Raw genomic sequence first — 15,079 nt, forward strand, 5'->3', positions numbered from 1 at the left:
AAAGTGCTGCTAGTTTTTAGTCTTTGATGAGGTGTGGTGCTAGGGTATTGAATCCCCCGCGCTGTGGCGGGGGATTGTTTTTAGTTAACTCCGGCGGCGCGTCCCAGTACCATAGTCTGGACAATTGGTGTAATGATCTTCTGCCACTCGTACACTGCAGCATTAGTTACATAAATAGTGTCGTCAGGTTTGATGGCAATTTGCTTGGCATAGAAGATTGCAGCAGGATCACGCATGTTCAGGCGAAGTACGGTCGGCTTTGTAGTCGAGCCTTCGTTCATGCGGAACACGAATACACCTTCAGGGTTGGCATTCTGCTCGCGCAGGCCGCCGACGCTACCCAGTGCATCCAGCAAGGTGGTGTTCTGGCTTGGCAGGTCTTTCAGGCCTGGCTCGCTGACGGCGCCCATGGCAACAAAGCGCTGACGGGCGCGGTCAACCACAACCTCCGAGTTAGGGCGCAGCACCATGTTGTTGCCGGCCAGCACGTTCTCATAGTTAAGCTGTTGTACCTGGGTGCCATTGCGTACGGTGACGTTAACCAGGTGCGGTTCCATGACGGGGCCGCCTGCCTGGTTGATGGCGTCAAGCAGGGTGAGTGGCCCTTGCAGAGTGCTGAAACGGCCTGGCGTTTTTACTGCGCCAGCCACCAGTACCGAGCCCGACAGGTCGCCTACCAGTTCAACGTGGGTTTGCACGTCGGTGGTGATGCCCTTGAGTTGTCGGCGGATAAGGTTTTCAACCTGGTTCAGGGTCATGCCTGCAACAAATTGGCGGCCCACGTAAGGCAGCGAGAGCATGCCTTGAGCATCGATGCGCGTCTTCAGTTGAGTGCCGCCGGTAGCAAGCGGGGCAAACAGTGCGGAGCCCTCGGGTGCGGTATCGGCGATCAGCACATTGAGCACGTCGCCCTGCATCAGGCGAACTTCTGGCGACACAGGTTTAATCACCGTGGCCAATGCGGGCTGTTGAGCCTCGTGCATGTAAGGGGCGATGGTTTTGGCGTTGATGTCGACCAGGTTGTAAGCGTCGGTTTTTGCCTCGATCGCACCCTTGTACGGCCCAGCGCCGGACAGTGTGCCGCTGCAGCCGGCGAGGCCCAGGGTTGCCAGGGCGAGTGCTGCCAGCTTCAGGTTGAAGGTGCGAGAGACAGCAAGGGATTTAATCACGATGATCCTCGATCGAAGCCAGAATGAATCGGGTGATGCCATAAAGCATCAGCAGGCCCAGCAAAATGGTTGCCAGGTTGTACCAACGCTCCGGATACAGTGCTAATTGGGGGGTGTTGGGGCTAACTACGGTCACCAGGGTGCGAATTTTCTTGCTGGCTTCGACGCGTGCATTGTCCAGTGCGGCCACAGAGGCTTTATACGTTTCTTCAGCAATGCCGGCATCCAGTGTCAGTTGCTGGAAGCGCGATGCAACCACGTTCAGCTGCGAGCCGTTAGGGGACGATACCAGCAGGCGTTTTTCTTTGGCCAACTGCTGGGTGATCGCTTCGACTTTCTGCTTTTGCTGACGGATTTGCGGGGCATCACCGCGCAGCTTGAACGACATCTCGGTGAGGGCTGCTTGCTCTTTGGTGTACTGGCTCTCAAGGTCGGCGATGATTGTGGCGCGGCTTTGTGCGCTGTTGCCACCGTCCAGTACCTTGTTCTCATTCTGGAAGTTCAGAAGCTGGGTTTTGCGTGTGGCGTAGTTGATGCGCGCGGTTTCCAGTTCCCCTTGGGCGAACTTCATTTGCTCGCGGGCAATTCTGTGGCTGACTTCGTTGACGAAGTGCTCGCTTGCCTGAAGGATGACGCGCAGCATTTTCTCGGACAGTTCCGGTGTGAACGCCTGGACTTCGACGCGCAGCAGGCCGGTCGTTTCGTCGTAGTGGGCCGAAACCATACGCTGGTAGTACTTCAGCAGGTCTTCGCGAGCTGCGTCCTTGTTGAGCCAGAAGAATACGTCGCGACGTTGGGCTGCGTACTGCTCCACCCAGTGCAGGCGGTCCTCAAGCAGAAGCATCATGTCCGTCGACGTGATGTATTCGCGCAGGTACAGGGTTTCTTCTCGCGATGCCGGGTTGGCGCTGGTCAGTAAGGTTGCAAGGCCGGGCATCTGAGCGCCCTGATTACCGCCATCCTGGCGTACCACCACTTGGGCGGAGCTGACGAAGCGGTCTATGGCAAATACGCCGTAATAGACGCTTGCCAGGATCATTGGCAAGACCACCATGGCGATCGCCAGGCGCCAGCCCTTCTTGTTACCTGTGCTGCTCATAGTTGGATGCATCCTTGAAGTCGAACGGTGCTGCGTAATTGGAGTAGGTTGATCAGCTGTTGTAGGCCTTGATGCCTTCGGCAACGTCGTCATACACCTGGATGCCGCCGTTACGAACCAGCAGCACCACATCGCATAGCTTCTCGATCTCGGGCATGGAGTGAGAGACCAGTACGACGTTGGATTTCTGCAGCTTGTCTTTGAACACTTCGGCGCACTTGCGCTTGAACTGTGCATCGCCCACCGACATCACTTCGTCGATCAGGTAGTAGTCGAAGTCGAAGGCCATGCTCAAACCAAACGCTACGCGAGAGCGCATGCCGGAGGAGTAGGTCTTGATTGGCTCGTCGATCCAGTCACCGATCTCTGCGAATTCCTGCACGTAGCGGATCTTCTCGCGCATGGCTTCGCCCGTAGCGCCATAGACTCGGCAGACGAACTTGATATTGTCGCGCCCGGTCATGCTGCCCTGAAAGCCGCCTGTCAAACCGACCGGCCATGAAATGCTGCGGTCGGTAATGATTGTGCCGGAGTCGGGAACGTCTGCGCCGCCAAGCAGGCGCATGAGCGTGGACTTGCCGGCGCCATTGCGGCCGATCAAGCCAATGTTCTTGCCTGGCGGGATTGCCAGCGACAGGTTGCGAAAGACGTATCGGCGGCCATTCGGCGTGAGGTACGACTTGGTGACGTTTCTGAGCTCGAACACGTTTGGCCTGTACTTAACCGTTCTTGGTGGAAATCAGGTGCATCCTGCGAGCGCGGTAGGCGCCCAGCGACAGGAACAGCAATACCAGGGTAAAGCTGATGACGTAGGTCTCGGATACACCGTCGACCGGGGTGTAATGGGGCAGTACTTCTGCACGGATCAGTTCGAGAATGTGCAGGAACGGGTTGAGCAGCAGCACTGGCATCATTGCCTGCGGCAGGTAAGAGGCTGGAAGCAGCACGCCCGAGATGAAATAGAGTGGGAAGAAGGCCATGCGAATGACGATTTTCACGCTGGGAAGGGCGTGGGTTATCAGTGCAAGGAGCATGCCCAGGCTAAAGGCAAATAGCAGGCCGAGTAGCAGGGTCGCAACCCACTCAAGAGGGCTGTGAATGGACATGTCGAAGCCATACCACGCAAAGCCGAAGACCAGGATGGCGTAAACCGTGGCTGCGATGCAGGTTTCGACAATGACGCGGGCCAGGTAGGTGTCCAGTGGCTTGATTTGCTTGTAACCAAACAAGGAGCGGTTTTCCCTCAGGCTATCCATGAGCCGGAGGGCGGTATTTCGATAGAGCAGGAAAGGGGCCATGCCGACCAGGATGAACACCGGGTACTCGACGCCGGAGAGGGTGCGGCCACGTAGCATTGCAAACAGAAGGGAGAACACCAGCAGGTGAACGATGGGCTCAAGCAGCATCCAGAGCGCGCCCAGGCGACTTTTTCCAACCCGCGCACGGGCCTCGCGCAGGACTAGGGCGAAGATGACCGATTTCTGAATCTGCAGCGGGGAACGAGGCTTCAAAGTGGCAACCGCAAAGCAAAGCAGCGCGCCTGTGGCACGCCGGAATTCATCTTCAGGAAAGGAGCGCTGTTGCGACTGCGAGCGGAGTCTTCCGAATACTTCCCTGTTCTAAGGGGCGGAAGATTAAGCGTCAGAGGGCATAAGCGTCAAGCGAGGCGGGCCGAATCTCTGTGAAGGCTTGCTGCCGTTCGTCGATCACATGCTGGACAATGTACCTCGACTCCTGCATCCGATTCTGGCTTGAGCGTGCCCAGCAACCTTGGCAGATGATTTCGTTCGAGCTCAACGCTGTAGTCGTTGGTAGTTAGTGAATCAGATAAGGACAGTCTCAAAGGTTTTCAGGTTACGCCTTTGTCGTATCTGTCTTGGTCATTGGTATGTCAGCCGTAATAGGGATGTTTTTCGTGTTCGTGATGCGTTGGAGCGGTATATGCACATCTCACAATCGGCCGAAGCCGCACGCGCGGTAGGAGCTATTTGATGCAGAGCTAAAAAAACAACAAGCAAATGCGGCAGGTGATCATGAACTGGAAGAGCGCTGATTGGGGCTGGACGGGTGATGCGGGCCCGCATGCTTGCGGCTTTTAATCAAGATTTTTGCTTCTAAGCAGGGAGAGGAGATGCCTCCGGGGTTAGAACGATCCTACTCACCCCTGCTCTGCCCTTGCGTTGAGTGCGAAGCCCTGGCCCAGAGGTCAGGTTATCCGCTTCAGAGGGGAGGGATCAAACGCAGGATAACCTGCGACACTGGCCGCGAACTCCATGTCTTAGCAGCAAAATCCGCAAAATTATGGCACTCTGCCAGGCCTCGCTAGCCTTCTGGCTTGACTTATACCCGTACCGTGGCATCTGCCCGGCACGCCTGCCTGACCGTGAAACGATGAACATCCCTAACTTCAAGAAGTTGTTTATGCCTGATATTTCAGCAGACGCAGCCAGCCTTATCCATGCCATAGCCTCTGCCACTGCGGTAATCGCTGCGCTGATCGCCGCCAGTGCGATGATCATTGCCCATATGACCTCGGATGTAAAAAACCAGCATGCCGACGTGCCCGTTTCGCGGGGGGCGCAAGGGGTTACTGTCGTCCACGAGTCGGACGTGCAGGCCAGGCTGGAGATCGAGCAACTCATTGAGCAGAACGACGCGCTCAGGGCCGAACTGGAGCGCGAGAGGGCCGAGCGGTTGAAGCTGGAAGCCAGCCTCAAGCCCAGAACGCTGACGCCGCAGGCGCATGACGCATTCAAGGCATTGGCGGGCGAGCTGAAGGCTAAGACGCTGGCACCGGTGGTGCTGCTGAATATTCACAAAGATGACAAGGAGGCTGTGCGCTTTGCCAAGGAAATTGCCGTTGCGCTGACCAAGGCGGGTGTGCAGGTTCAGATCAAGCAGTTGCCCCTGCAGAAGCACAATACCGGTACCCAGGTGGTCGTTTATGGCGGGGTCGGCAGTGACGAGCTTGAGCAGGCGTTCAAGGCCGCTGATTTTGCTTCGGATATCAAACGCTCGGGGCAGAGCCCCCGGGTGAAGGTGGATGATGGGGATGCGATTGCCATTTCGGCGTTTATCAGTGTTTATCCGCGCACGTTGATTTGAGGGGTGGGGCTGGAAGGGGGCTCTGATTCTTTGCGGGATTGTTGGGGATGGCACCGGCTGTGCCGGTGTTCGCGGGCACGCCCGCTCCCACAGTGTGGGCTTGTTCAGCTCAGTGGCCTGCCCTCGGCAGGTCTTGCCTGATATTGCCCATTCCATCTGACTGCAAGCGAGGCATAGCCTCGCCTGGTCTCGCGTCATACCCTTCAGGGATGCCTGTTCTTCGCAATCTCGATGTCGTTCATCAGGGCTTTTGCGGTGGCCAGCAGGTAATCCGCTGCGCCCAGCATCTTGTGGTCGTCTTCCATATCGCCTTCGCGTACCAAGTGCTTGCAATAGCCCAGCAGGACCGAGACGTGTTCATAGGCGTCATCGATGGGGACGCCGGGTTGGACGCGGAGCAGGTTCAGGGTGGGGTTGCCGGCTTCGAGGAAGGTTTCGATGCCTGCGGTGAGGAGGGGGGATTGGTTGTGGTTTTTCATGGTGAGAACCCAGTGCGTTGACAGAACCCACCACCTCGATCTTTCTCACGGACAAAGGTGGCAGCCATTGCGCGGGGTGAGAAACCGATGCACTGAAACCGGCCAAGCCGAAGCTTGCCCGCGAATGGCTGCCATTGAACAGTAGAGCAGCAGTGCGCAACGGGTTCTCACACCCGGTCACCAACATGGCGACCCGGTGACGTTATCCCTGAGGCATTTCCTCGACAATTCAGCTGCTTCTGACTGGCGCGTAGGATAGTTCGCTTGGTTGTCCGAGCTGAAGGGGTGGGGCAGGGTTTCAGGAAAGTCTGACGTGCGGAATGTGCATCCCAAGGCAAATCTCTTCGCCGTGATTGTTGACCGCTGTTGGGGTGGGTTTACACGCGGAAGGGGGGCTGCTGGCCAGTTTTTACTGGGTGTTCAGCGGTGCTGCGGCTACCGTATTCGCGGGTGAACCCGCTCCTACGCCGAGCGGGGATGGGTTCAGGGCGGGGTGGGGCTGCTGGCCAGTTTTTACTGGGGGGCAGCGGGGCTGCGGCTACCGTATTCGCGGGTGAACCCGCTCCTACGCCGGGCGGGGGTGGGCTCAGGTCGGGGTGGGGCTGCTGGCCAGTTTTTACTGGGGGGCAGCGGGGCTGCGGCTATCGTATTCGCGGGTGAACCCGCTCCTACATTGAGCGGTGGGGGCTGTTCCAGGTGGCCAGGGCTTCGCGTATGCGCGCGCAGGCTTTGCCATCGCCATAAGGGTTATGGGCGAAGCTCATTTCGCGATACGCCGCCTCATCGGTCAGCAAGGTACTCAACGCCCGCACAATCGATGCCACTTCGGTGCCCACCAGCTTGACCGTACCTGCCGCCACGGCTTCTGGGCGCTCGGTTGTATCGCGCATCACCAGCACCGGTTTGCCCAGGGCCGGCGCTTCCTCCTGAATGCCACCCGAGTCGGTCAGAATCACATAGGCCCGGGTCATGAGGTAAACGAACGGCAGGTAATCCAGCGGTTCGACAAGGTGGATGTTGCTCACATCCGCCAACAGCCGGTTGACCGGCTCGCGCACGTTGGGGTTGAGGTGCACCGGGTATACCACGTTCAACTCGGGGAATTGCCGCGCAGTCTGCACCAGGGCCTGGCAGATGCGCTCGAAGCCGCCACCAAAGTTCTCGCGCCGGTGGCCGGTGACCAGCAACAGCCGGCGTTCGGCTGCCAGGTAGCTGAACTGGCTGGCGAAACGGGCCTTGAGCGCGGGGTTTTGCAGCTTTTGCTCCACCTCCAGCAAGGCGTCGATCACGGTGTTGCCGGTGGTGAAGATGTGCGCCGGGTCGGTGCCTTCGCGCAACAGGTTGTCGCGCGAGGTGGGGGTGGGCGCAAAGTGCAGCGCGGCAAGGGCCCCGGTCAGGCGCCGGTTGCCTTCTTCGGGCCAGGGTGAATACAGGTTGTTGGTGCGCAGGCCGGCCTCTACATGGGCAATGGGGATTTGCTGGTAGTAAGCCGCCAGGCTGGTGGCAAAGGTGGTGGCGGTGTCGCCATGCACCAGCACCACGTCGGGCTTGAACGCGGCCAGCACAGGTCGGATGCCTTGCAAGATGGCAGTGGTCACACCGGTCAGGTCCTGGCCGGCTTTCATGATGTTCAAGTCGTAATCGGGGCTTATACCGAACAGCTCCAGCACCTGGTCGAGCATTTGCCGGTGCTGGCCGGTGACGCACACGCGGGCTTCGAAGCGGCTGTCCTGCGCCAGTTGCAGGGCTAGCGGGGCCATCTTGATGGCTTCTGGGCGGGTACCGAAAACAGTCAGGGTCTTGAGGGGCACGGCAGTGATCCTCTTGCTCGGGTCCTTGAAGCAGGCCGGTGTCCATTGCTCAAGAAATCTAGCAGGCGGGCAATGGCGTGCCAGTTTGCCGGGGGGATGCTTACCGACTGGGGGAGGGCGGTTTACCGGGCGAGCCTTGTTCGGCGGGCGTTGTAGGACAATGGCCTGGCATGGGTGGGCAGCGGCTATCGGACAAACGGGGATTTGGCTACAGGCACAGGACCAGGGCCTTGTGCATTCAGGGCCGGGGCGAGCGGGGCGTAAACGGCCACGGTTGCTGGGTGGGCGAGGTTGAGCGTTTTGCTGACCGATTCGGTAACCATTCGCCGGGGGGATTGGGTATTGTGCGGCCGGGTTACCCGCTAGGGTTGGTTGCGCAGCCGAAGGAAAGCGGTTGCTGGAAAATGACCAACCCAAGGAGTGTTGACCATGCGCAATAACGTTCTGTCGTACCTGCTGCTGCCGCTGTTCGCCAGTATGTCGTTCTCCCTGAGCGCCGCCCCGGCCAGCACCATGGCTGTGCCCGAACCGGTGCCGGTGGTGGCCCAGGCCCAGGCCCAGCAGGCGCCAAGGCTGGACTTGAACACGGCGGATGCACTCACCCTGCAAAAGGAGCTGAACGGCATTGGCAAGGCCAAGGCGGAGGCTATCGTGGCCTACCGCGAGGCCAATGGGCCGTTTGCTTCAGTGGATGAGCTGCTGGAGATAAAGGGGATAGGCAATGCGTTGCTGGAGCGCAACCGGGACAAGGTGATGGTGGAGTAAGCGGGCAGGGGCCGGGGTGATGCCCTGGCCCGGCCTTTAGCGGTCCTGTGCGTCCTTGGCATCCGCTTCGGCATTACGCTCATGTACCTTGCGCAGTTGCTCTTCGGTAAGCGGCAGTTTCTTGGCCGTGTCGCGCAGCAGCATCAACCCGCCGACAATCGAGCCGAGGGCTATGATGAGTATCAGCCAGGCATACCAGGGCATTGTCGTTCTCCTTAGATCGGGCCGTGGGCAACGGTTACATGAATTTTGAGCAATTGCCCGTTCCGTTGGTTCAATTATAGGTGCCAGGCCTTGCTGGGCCAATTCCGTGACCTGTGGGCCCCAAAGCCTGCGTCACTTCGTTTACAATGCGCGCCGTTTTCGACTTGCCAAGAGACCCTGCCCATGTCCGCCTGCCAGACGCCCCTGATCGTCGCCCTGGATTTCCCTACCCGTGAGGCCGCCCTGAAGCTGGCTGACCAGCTTGACCCTGCGCTGTGCCGGGTGAAGGTTGGCAAGGAGCTGTTCACCAGCAGCGCTTCGGGCATTGTCGAAACCCTGTGTGACAAGGGCTTTGAAGTGTTCCTGGACCTCAAGTTCCACGACATTCCCAACACTACCGCCATGGCGGTAAAGGCCGCCGCCGAGATGGGCGTGTGGATGGTCAACGTGCATTGCTCCGGTGGCCTGCGCATGATGGCCGCCTGCCGTGAAGAACTGGCCAAGCGCAGCGGCCCGCAGCCGTTGCTGATTGGCGTGACCGTGCTGACCAGCATGGAGCGTGAAGACCTGGCCGGCATTGGCCTGGATGTCGCCCCCCAAGAGCAGGTGCTGCGTTTGGCGGCGCTGGCGGAAAAAGCGGGGATGGACGGTTTGGTGTGCTCGGCGCTCGAGGCCCCGGCACTGAAGGCGGCGCACCCCTCGCTGCAACTGGTGACCCCGGGCATTCGTCCGGCGGGCAGCGCGCAGGATGACCAGCGCCGTATCCTCACCCCGCGTCAGGCACTGGATGCCGGTTCGGATTACCTGGTGATCGGCCGGCCGATCAGCCAGGCTGCAGACCCTGCGCAAGCGTTGGCAGCGGTGGTGGCGGAGATCCGCGGGTAATTAACCTGCGGTTGTCCAGCAGGGGCCTGCGCCGAACCACCGATGTGGGCCCACCATCGATGCCTGTGTCGAACCCCTGATGTGCCTGCACCCCCGATCCGTGTGTAGGAGCGGGTTTACCCGCGAATACGGTAGCGGCAGCAACGGTGAACGGCCGGTGGAAACTGGCCCGGCAGGCCCGGCCCTTTCGCGGGTGAACCCGCTCCTACGACGGGATGTAGGAGCGGGCTTGCCCGCGAATGCGGTGGCTGCGGCGACGGTGCATGACTGGGGGATATTGGCCGGCAGGTCCGGCCTATTCGCGGGTAAACCCGCTCCTACGACGGGCTGTGCCGGGCCATCGGTGCCGTGCAGGGCGTTTAAACCTTCAACACCAGCTTGCCAAAATTCTCCCCGCTGAACAGCTTCAACAAGGTCTCCGGGAAGGTTTCCAGCCCCTCCACCACATCCTCTTTGCTCTTCACCTGCCCGCTGGCCAACCAGCCGGCAATCTCCTGCGCGGCCTTGCCGTAGTCCTTGGTGTAATCCATCACCACAAAGCCTTCCATGCGCGCGCGGTTCACCAGCAGCGACAGGTAGTTGGCCGGGCCTTTCACGGCTTCTTTGTTGTTGTACTGGCTGATCGCGCCGCAAATCACGATGCGTGCCTTGAAGTTGATGCGCGTCAGCACGGCATCGAGGATGTCGCCGCCCACGTTGTCGAAGTACACGTCTACGCCTTTGGGGCATTCGCGCTTCAGGCCGGCCAGCACGTCTTCGGCCTTGTAGTCGATCACGCCGTCAAAGCCCAGTTCGTCCTTCAGGTACTGGCACTTCTCGGCACCGCCGGCAATACCGACCACGCGGCAGCCTTTGATCTTGGCAATCTGCCCGACAATGCTGCCCACCGCACCGGCCGCGCCGGAGATGACCACGGTGTCGCCAGCTTTGGGTTGGCCGACGTCCAGCAGGGCAAAGTAGGCGGTCATGCCGGTCATGCCCAGCGCTGACAGGTAACGGGGCAGGGGGGCCAGCTTGGGGTCGATCTTGTGCAGGCCCTGGGGCTCGCCGGTGAAGTAGTCCTGCACGCCGAGGGCGCCGCTTACGTAATCGCCGGGCTGGTAGCCGGGGTGATTGGAGGCAACCACCTCACCGACGCCCAGCGCACGCATTACCTGGCCCAGGGCCACGGGCGGGATGTAGGACTTGCCTTCGTTCATCCAGCCACGCATGGCCGGGTCCAGCGACAGGTACAGGTTGCGCACCAGTATCTGGCCTTCGCCGGGTTGTTCGGCGGGTACGGTCTCGAAGCTGAAGTCGTCACGGCGCACGGCGCCGACCGGGCGTTTGGCAAGCAGGAAGCGGCGGTTGGTCTGGGTCATGGCGGGTCCTTGTGGGCTGTGGAGGGCGTAAGGCGTTCAATCTACCTTGTTGATGAAGGCGGTTGCTTAAAATCACTGACAAGCATGGTAGCCCAACCGTTGCTGTGATGATGCTGCCCGGCCGAGTGGTGGCTGACTATGCTCTGACCCCTACCCAAACCCTCACAGGAGCACGCGATGAGCATGACCTTTTCTGGCCAGGTAGCCCTGGTGACCGGCGCGGCTGCTGGGATCGGCCGGGCAACCGCCCTGGCGTTCGCCCACGAGGGCATGAAGGTGGTGGTGGCCGACCTCGACCCGGTCGGCGGCGAGGCCACCGTGGCGCTGATCCACGCGGCGGGCGGCGAAGCGCTGTTCATTGCCTGCGACGTTACCCGCGACGCCGACGTGCGCCAGTTGCATGAGCGCCTGATTGCCGCGTACGGCCGGCTGGACTACGCCTTCAACAACGCCGGGATCGAGATCGAGCAACACCGCCTGGCCGAAGGCAGCGAAGCGGAGTTCGATGCCATCATGGGTGTGAACGTGAAGGGCGTGTGGTTGTGCATGAAGTATCAGTTGCCCTTGTTGCTGGCCCAAGGCGGTGGGGCCATCGTCAATGCCGCGTCGGTGGCGGGGCTTGGGGCGGCGCCGAAGATGAGCATCTACAGCGCCAGCAAGCATGCGGTCATCGGCCTGACCAAGTCGGCGGCCATCGAGTACGCCAAGAAGGGCGTCCGCGTGAACGCCGTGTGCCCGGCCGTGATCGACACCGACATGTTCCGCCGCGCCTACCAGGCCGACCCGCGCAAGGCGGAGTTCGCCGCAGCCATGCACCCGGTGGGGCGCATTGGCAAGGTCGAGGAAATCGCCAGCGCCGTGCTGTACCTGTGCAGTGACGGCGCGGCGTTTACCACCGGGCATTGCCTGACGGTAGATGGCGGGGCCACGGCGATCTGAGTGGATGCCGTGCGGGCTGCTTCGCGGGCAAGCCCGCCCTTTGCAATTGCGATCACCAGGCCAAAGCCCACCATGTCGCGCATGGACAGGATGGGCGTGCCCAGGCCTTTCCTGAGCAAGCCGCGCAGGCAGCTGGCCCCCGGCTAAAAGCTGACGCCTATCTTCAAGCCATACTCGTCACGGGTTTGTTCGTCCGAGGCGGTCATCTGGAACTGCCCGTCCAGTTCATAGTTGTAGCGGCTGAAGTAAAGCGAAGCGTATACCGACACAGTACCGTGTTGGTTGAAGAGCACGCTAAGTTCGGCAAAGGGGTTGGTGGTATCTTTCAAATCAACCTCTTCACTGCTGATGCCATGTATTTTCAATTGCGAGTCGCCATTGATGACCTGGCGTATGCCCGCTTCGAAACGCAGGGTGGCATTATTGAAGCGGTAATTGTACCCCGCTGCGAGCTTGGCGAATGGCGTGCGGTTGGTAAGGTCGACATCATGACGGCTGGTATTGGGTTCCAACCGGTTCCATTTGTAGCCGGCGCCCAGCAGCAGGTCGACTGAATGCCGTTCCGCCAGCGCCAACCGCCAGCCCAGGTCCAGGTCGGCCTGGCCGTCCTTGAGCTTCTGGTCATGCTGTTTCGAGTACATGCCGCTGGCTTCGGCCTGGTAGACAAGGCCTTGCCTGGCCGTCATCTTGTTGCCGTAATTGATGAATAAACCACCTTCGGGCATATCTTCGGTGTCATCCTTGGGGCCGTTCAATTCCAGTTGGGTGTAGCTCCCTTGTAGGCCGAGGGTGAATATCGGTGCGGTGGAAGTATCGGCATATCCAACGGTTGGCACAGTAAACAGCAGCAACGGGGTGACCACAGCAGTAAACATGGCTGTTTTCATTACAAACTCCAGGGTGCACTGCAGGTCCGGAGAACGGGCCAGTTACCGATCACGATAGCGACGTTTTTAATGTGTGCAGGGGTATTTAAAAAAATTTCAATACCCTCTGTTTGGCGCAAATTTAATGGCGTCAATAGTGTTTTATAAAGTGTGGATTGGAATAAATTAATGGCTTACTTGCGTCGATTTAATATGGGAAAGCACCGTCGCAGGCTGAGGGGCGGGCTATCATTGATGGCCTAGTGATATTGCTTACAGCGGGCACTGAAAGCGACCCCTTTGCAGCCAAAAACGACAAGACATAGCTATTTGACACTATTCTGGCGCCACCCCCTTGTTCATTGGCAGGCAACGTTGCCACCCTTAGCCTTCGGGATAACCTCACTGGCTGAAAGGGGATCGGTGATGGGCGCGAGCAAGCACGGTGTGCTGGCCAACCTGGGCATGGCCCGCAAACTTGGCCTGGGTTTTGCCTTGGTGCTGCTGCTGACGCTGGCGGTGGCGGCTATCGGCGTTGTGGCGTTGCAAAGCGTTGGCCAGCGCTTCGACAGTTTGCGTCAGCTGGCCCAGTTCAATACCGACTTGCTGCGTTTGCGCGAGCATGAGCAGGCATTTGCCCTGCGCTCCGACATTCAGCAGGCCGACGCCTTGCGTGGCGGCCTGCAGGGTTTGGTCGAACGCGCCCAAGGCCTGCCAGCGCTGGCCGCGGCGCAAACCGATCTTGCCGCCTATGGCCAGGCATTCGAAGCCTTTGTCGAGGCTGTGCAGGCCAAGGAGCTGGCGCTGGACATGGCCAGCTGGTCGGTGTCCAACGTCTCCAATAACCTTGATGTGCTGCAGGCCGGCCTGGCCGATGACGGCGCATATACCCTCAAGCAGTCCCAAGGCCAGCAGGGTAGCGAGTTTCTTGAGCAAGCCGCGCAGGTGGCCCAGGTGTCGCGGCTGATGCTGCAGGCCATGGACGAAGCACGGGTGCGTCTGGATAAAAGCCGCAAGGGCGAGGAGGGTGTGAGCCAGGAGCGTATTGCCCAGACGGTGGAGGCCGCCGGCCTGGTCAGCCAGTTGCAGGGTGCGGTTGGCGATGCCGGTTACCAGAGCGTGCTGGGTGAAGTGGCTGGGCACATTGGCAGTTTCTCGGAAAAACTCAACGAATACACCGACCAGCTGGCCCGCGAGCAGGGGCTCAAGGCGCAGCTGCAAGCCAGCGCCGAGCGGGTGACCGGGCGTGTCGACCAAGCCTACCTTGGGCAGGAGCAGGCCCTGCAAGGCGAGCTGCAGCGTAATGCCCTGGCCATCGGCCTGGCGACGGCGCTGGCGTTGCTTGTAGGCGTGTTGGCGGCCTGGCTGATTACCCGGGCTGTGGTCGGCCCGTTGAAGCATGTGATTGCCCGCGCCCAGCGCATTGCGGCGGGTGAACTGGGCTTCGACGCCCAGGCGCCGCGCCGGGATGAGGTGGGGCAACTGATGCAGGCCATGCAGCAGATGGCGGCGGGGCTTTCGGGCATTGTCAGCGGCTTGCAGCAGGGCATCGAACAATTGGCCGGCAGCGCCCAGGCGTTGTCGACGGTGACCGAGCAGACCAACCGCGAGGTGGGCAGCCAGAAAGAGGAAACCGAGCAGGTCGCTACCGCCATGCAGCAGATGACTGCCACCGTGCACGATGTGGCGCGCAATGCCGAGGAGGCGGCGCAGGCGGCCCAGGCGGCGGACGAGAAGGTCGACTCCGGTCAGCAGGTGGTGCGCCAGAGCATGCAGCGCATCGAGCAACTGGCGTCGGCGGCAGAAGCTGCCAGCGCCGGCATCGACAGCCTCAGTGCCGAAATCCACACCATTGGCGACGTGCTGGAAGTGATCAAGAGCGTGGCCGAGCAAACCAACCTGCTGGCGCTCAATGCCGCCATCGAGGCTGCCCGCGCCGGCGAGCAGGGGCGTGGCTTTGCCGTGGTGGCCGATGAAGTGCGCGCGCTGGCGCGGCGTACGCGGCAATCCACCGAGCAGATCGAAACCTTGGTGGCCAGCCTGCGCGGCAATGCCCAGCAGTCGGTGGCGCAGATTCGTGGCAGTACCGAGCTGGTACGGCTGGCCGTGGCCGATGCCCTGCAGACCGAAAGCGCGCTGGGCAGCATTGCCGCAGCGGTGTCATTGATTCAGCAGATGAACCAGCAGATTGCCGCAGCCGCCGAGCAGCAGAGTTCGGTGGCGGAAGAGATCAGCCGCAGTGTCACGCAGATTCGCGGCAGTGCGGACCAGGCGGCATTGGCGATGCAGGACAATGCCCGGTCCAGTGTCGAGCTGGCGCAACTGGGCACCGACCTGAAGGGCATGGTGGGGCATTTCAGGTTGTAATCTCGTTGTCTGTGCCGGCCTATTCGCGG

At 60.5% G+C, this 15,079-nt stretch carries 14 protein-coding genes and 1 pseudogene; 6 read left to right on the plus strand and 9 right to left on the minus strand.

Annotated features, from left to right (window positions below; all coding sequences use genetic code 11):
• Window positions 1-80 precede the first annotated feature (80 nt).
• From ACF8GF_RS24760 to ACF8GF_RS24775, 4 genes are read right to left on the minus strand one after another with little or no spacing between them, the layout of a single operon-like run.
• On the minus strand, window positions 81-1,169 hold the full coding sequence (locus ACF8GF_RS24760; protein WP_392487612.1) for a polysaccharide biosynthesis/export family protein: 1,089 nt from the start codon (window positions 1,167-1,169) through the stop codon (window positions 81-83).
• Window positions 1,162-2,268, minus strand: a complete 1,107-nt coding sequence (locus tag ACF8GF_RS24765; protein ID WP_252458421.1) for an ABC transporter permease — start codon at window positions 2,266-2,268, stop codon at window positions 1,162-1,164. Before ACF8GF_RS24765 ends, ACF8GF_RS24760 begins: the two co-directional genes overlap by 8 nt.
• A gap of 52 nt (window positions 2,269-2,320) precedes the next feature.
• Complete coding sequence (locus ACF8GF_RS24770) at window positions 2,321-2,974, minus strand: ABC transporter ATP-binding protein (RefSeq protein WP_047605250.1); 654 nt, start codon at window positions 2,972-2,974, stop codon at window positions 2,321-2,323.
• Window positions 2,975-2,987: 13 nt separating this feature from the next.
• Window positions 2,988-3,779, minus strand: coding sequence for an ABC transporter permease (locus ACF8GF_RS24775; protein ID WP_179052354.1), 792 nt, complete (start codon window positions 3,777-3,779; stop codon window positions 2,988-2,990).
• A 790-nt stretch (window positions 3,780-4,569) separates the two neighbouring features.
• Between ACF8GF_RS24775 and ACF8GF_RS24780 the strand changes: the two genes are divergently transcribed.
• Window positions 4,570-5,373, plus strand: a complete 804-nt coding sequence (locus tag ACF8GF_RS24780) for a hypothetical protein (protein WP_339444528.1) — start codon at window positions 4,570-4,572, stop codon at window positions 5,371-5,373.
• 203 nt (window positions 5,374-5,576) lie between these two features.
• Here the strand turns inward: ACF8GF_RS24780 and ACF8GF_RS24785 are convergent, their stop codons facing one another.
• Both ACF8GF_RS24785 and wecB read right to left on the minus strand, forming a co-directional pair.
• The gene (locus ACF8GF_RS24785) at window positions 5,577-5,852 is read right to left on the minus strand and encodes a DUF3077 domain-containing protein (protein ID WP_176685649.1); all 276 of its coding nucleotides are present in this window, start codon (window positions 5,850-5,852) and stop codon (window positions 5,577-5,579) included.
• A gap of 668 nt (window positions 5,853-6,520) precedes the next feature.
• Window positions 6,521-7,663, minus strand: coding sequence for a non-hydrolyzing UDP-N-acetylglucosamine 2-epimerase (gene wecB, locus ACF8GF_RS24790; protein ID WP_392487613.1), 1,143 nt, complete (start codon window positions 7,661-7,663; stop codon window positions 6,521-6,523).
• A gap of 429 nt (window positions 7,664-8,092) precedes the next feature.
• On the opposite strand from wecB, the gene ACF8GF_RS24795 reads away from it, so the two are divergent.
• Window positions 8,093-8,428 (plus strand): helix-hairpin-helix domain-containing protein, encoded by a 336-nt coding sequence (locus tag ACF8GF_RS24795; RefSeq protein ID WP_176685812.1) that lies wholly within the window; start codon window positions 8,093-8,095, stop codon window positions 8,426-8,428.
• Between the two features lie 36 nt (window positions 8,429-8,464).
• Here ACF8GF_RS24795 and ACF8GF_RS24800 read toward each other — a convergent pair whose 3' ends face one another.
• The gene (locus ACF8GF_RS24800; protein ID WP_010952850.1) at window positions 8,465-8,632 is read right to left on the minus strand and encodes a DUF2897 family protein; all 168 of its coding nucleotides are present in this window, start codon (window positions 8,630-8,632) and stop codon (window positions 8,465-8,467) included.
• A gap of 183 nt (window positions 8,633-8,815) precedes the next feature.
• Here ACF8GF_RS24800 and pyrF point away from each other — a divergent pair, with 183 nt between their 5' ends.
• Complete coding sequence (gene pyrF, locus ACF8GF_RS24805) at window positions 8,816-9,517, plus strand: orotidine-5'-phosphate decarboxylase (protein WP_392487614.1); 702 nt, start codon at window positions 8,816-8,818, stop codon at window positions 9,515-9,517.
• A gap of 359 nt (window positions 9,518-9,876) precedes the next feature.
• Here pyrF and ACF8GF_RS24810 read toward each other — a convergent pair whose 3' ends face one another.
• Complete coding sequence (locus ACF8GF_RS24810) at window positions 9,877-10,878, minus strand: NADP-dependent oxidoreductase (RefSeq protein ID WP_176685811.1); 1,002 nt, start codon at window positions 10,876-10,878, stop codon at window positions 9,877-9,879.
• A 177-nt stretch (window positions 10,879-11,055) separates the two neighbouring features.
• On the opposite strand from ACF8GF_RS24810, the gene ACF8GF_RS24815 reads away from it, so the two are divergent.
• Window positions 11,056-11,817: an SDR family oxidoreductase gene (locus ACF8GF_RS24815; RefSeq protein WP_209964279.1), complete on the plus strand. Its 762-nt coding sequence runs from the start codon at window positions 11,056-11,058 to the stop codon at window positions 11,815-11,817.
• 143 nt (window positions 11,818-11,960) lie between these two features.
• On the opposite strand, the gene ACF8GF_RS24820 is transcribed toward ACF8GF_RS24815, so the two are convergent.
• Window positions 11,961-12,704, minus strand: coding sequence for a hypothetical protein (locus ACF8GF_RS24820; protein ID WP_392487615.1), 744 nt, complete (start codon window positions 12,702-12,704; stop codon window positions 11,961-11,963).
• A gap of 957 nt (window positions 12,705-13,661) precedes the next feature.
• On the opposite strand from ACF8GF_RS24820, the pseudogene ACF8GF_RS24825 reads away from it, so the two are divergent.
• A pseudogene (locus ACF8GF_RS24825) lies at window positions 13,662-14,141 on the plus strand (methyl-accepting chemotaxis protein); the annotation flags it as partial.
• Between the two features lie 204 nt (window positions 14,142-14,345).
• Window positions 14,346-15,050 carry a methyl-accepting chemotaxis protein gene (locus ACF8GF_RS24830; RefSeq protein ID WP_370853135.1) on the plus strand — a complete coding sequence of 235 codons (705 nt, stop codon included), beginning with the start codon at window positions 14,346-14,348 and terminating at the stop codon, window positions 15,048-15,050.
• The last annotated feature ends 29 nt before the right edge of the window (window positions 15,051-15,079 follow it).

It is taken from the genome of Pseudomonas sp. yb_5, assembly GCF_043103865.1.
In the GTDB taxonomy this organism is placed as follows: domain Bacteria; phylum Pseudomonadota; class Gammaproteobacteria; order Pseudomonadales; family Pseudomonadaceae; genus Aquipseudomonas; species Aquipseudomonas putida_Y.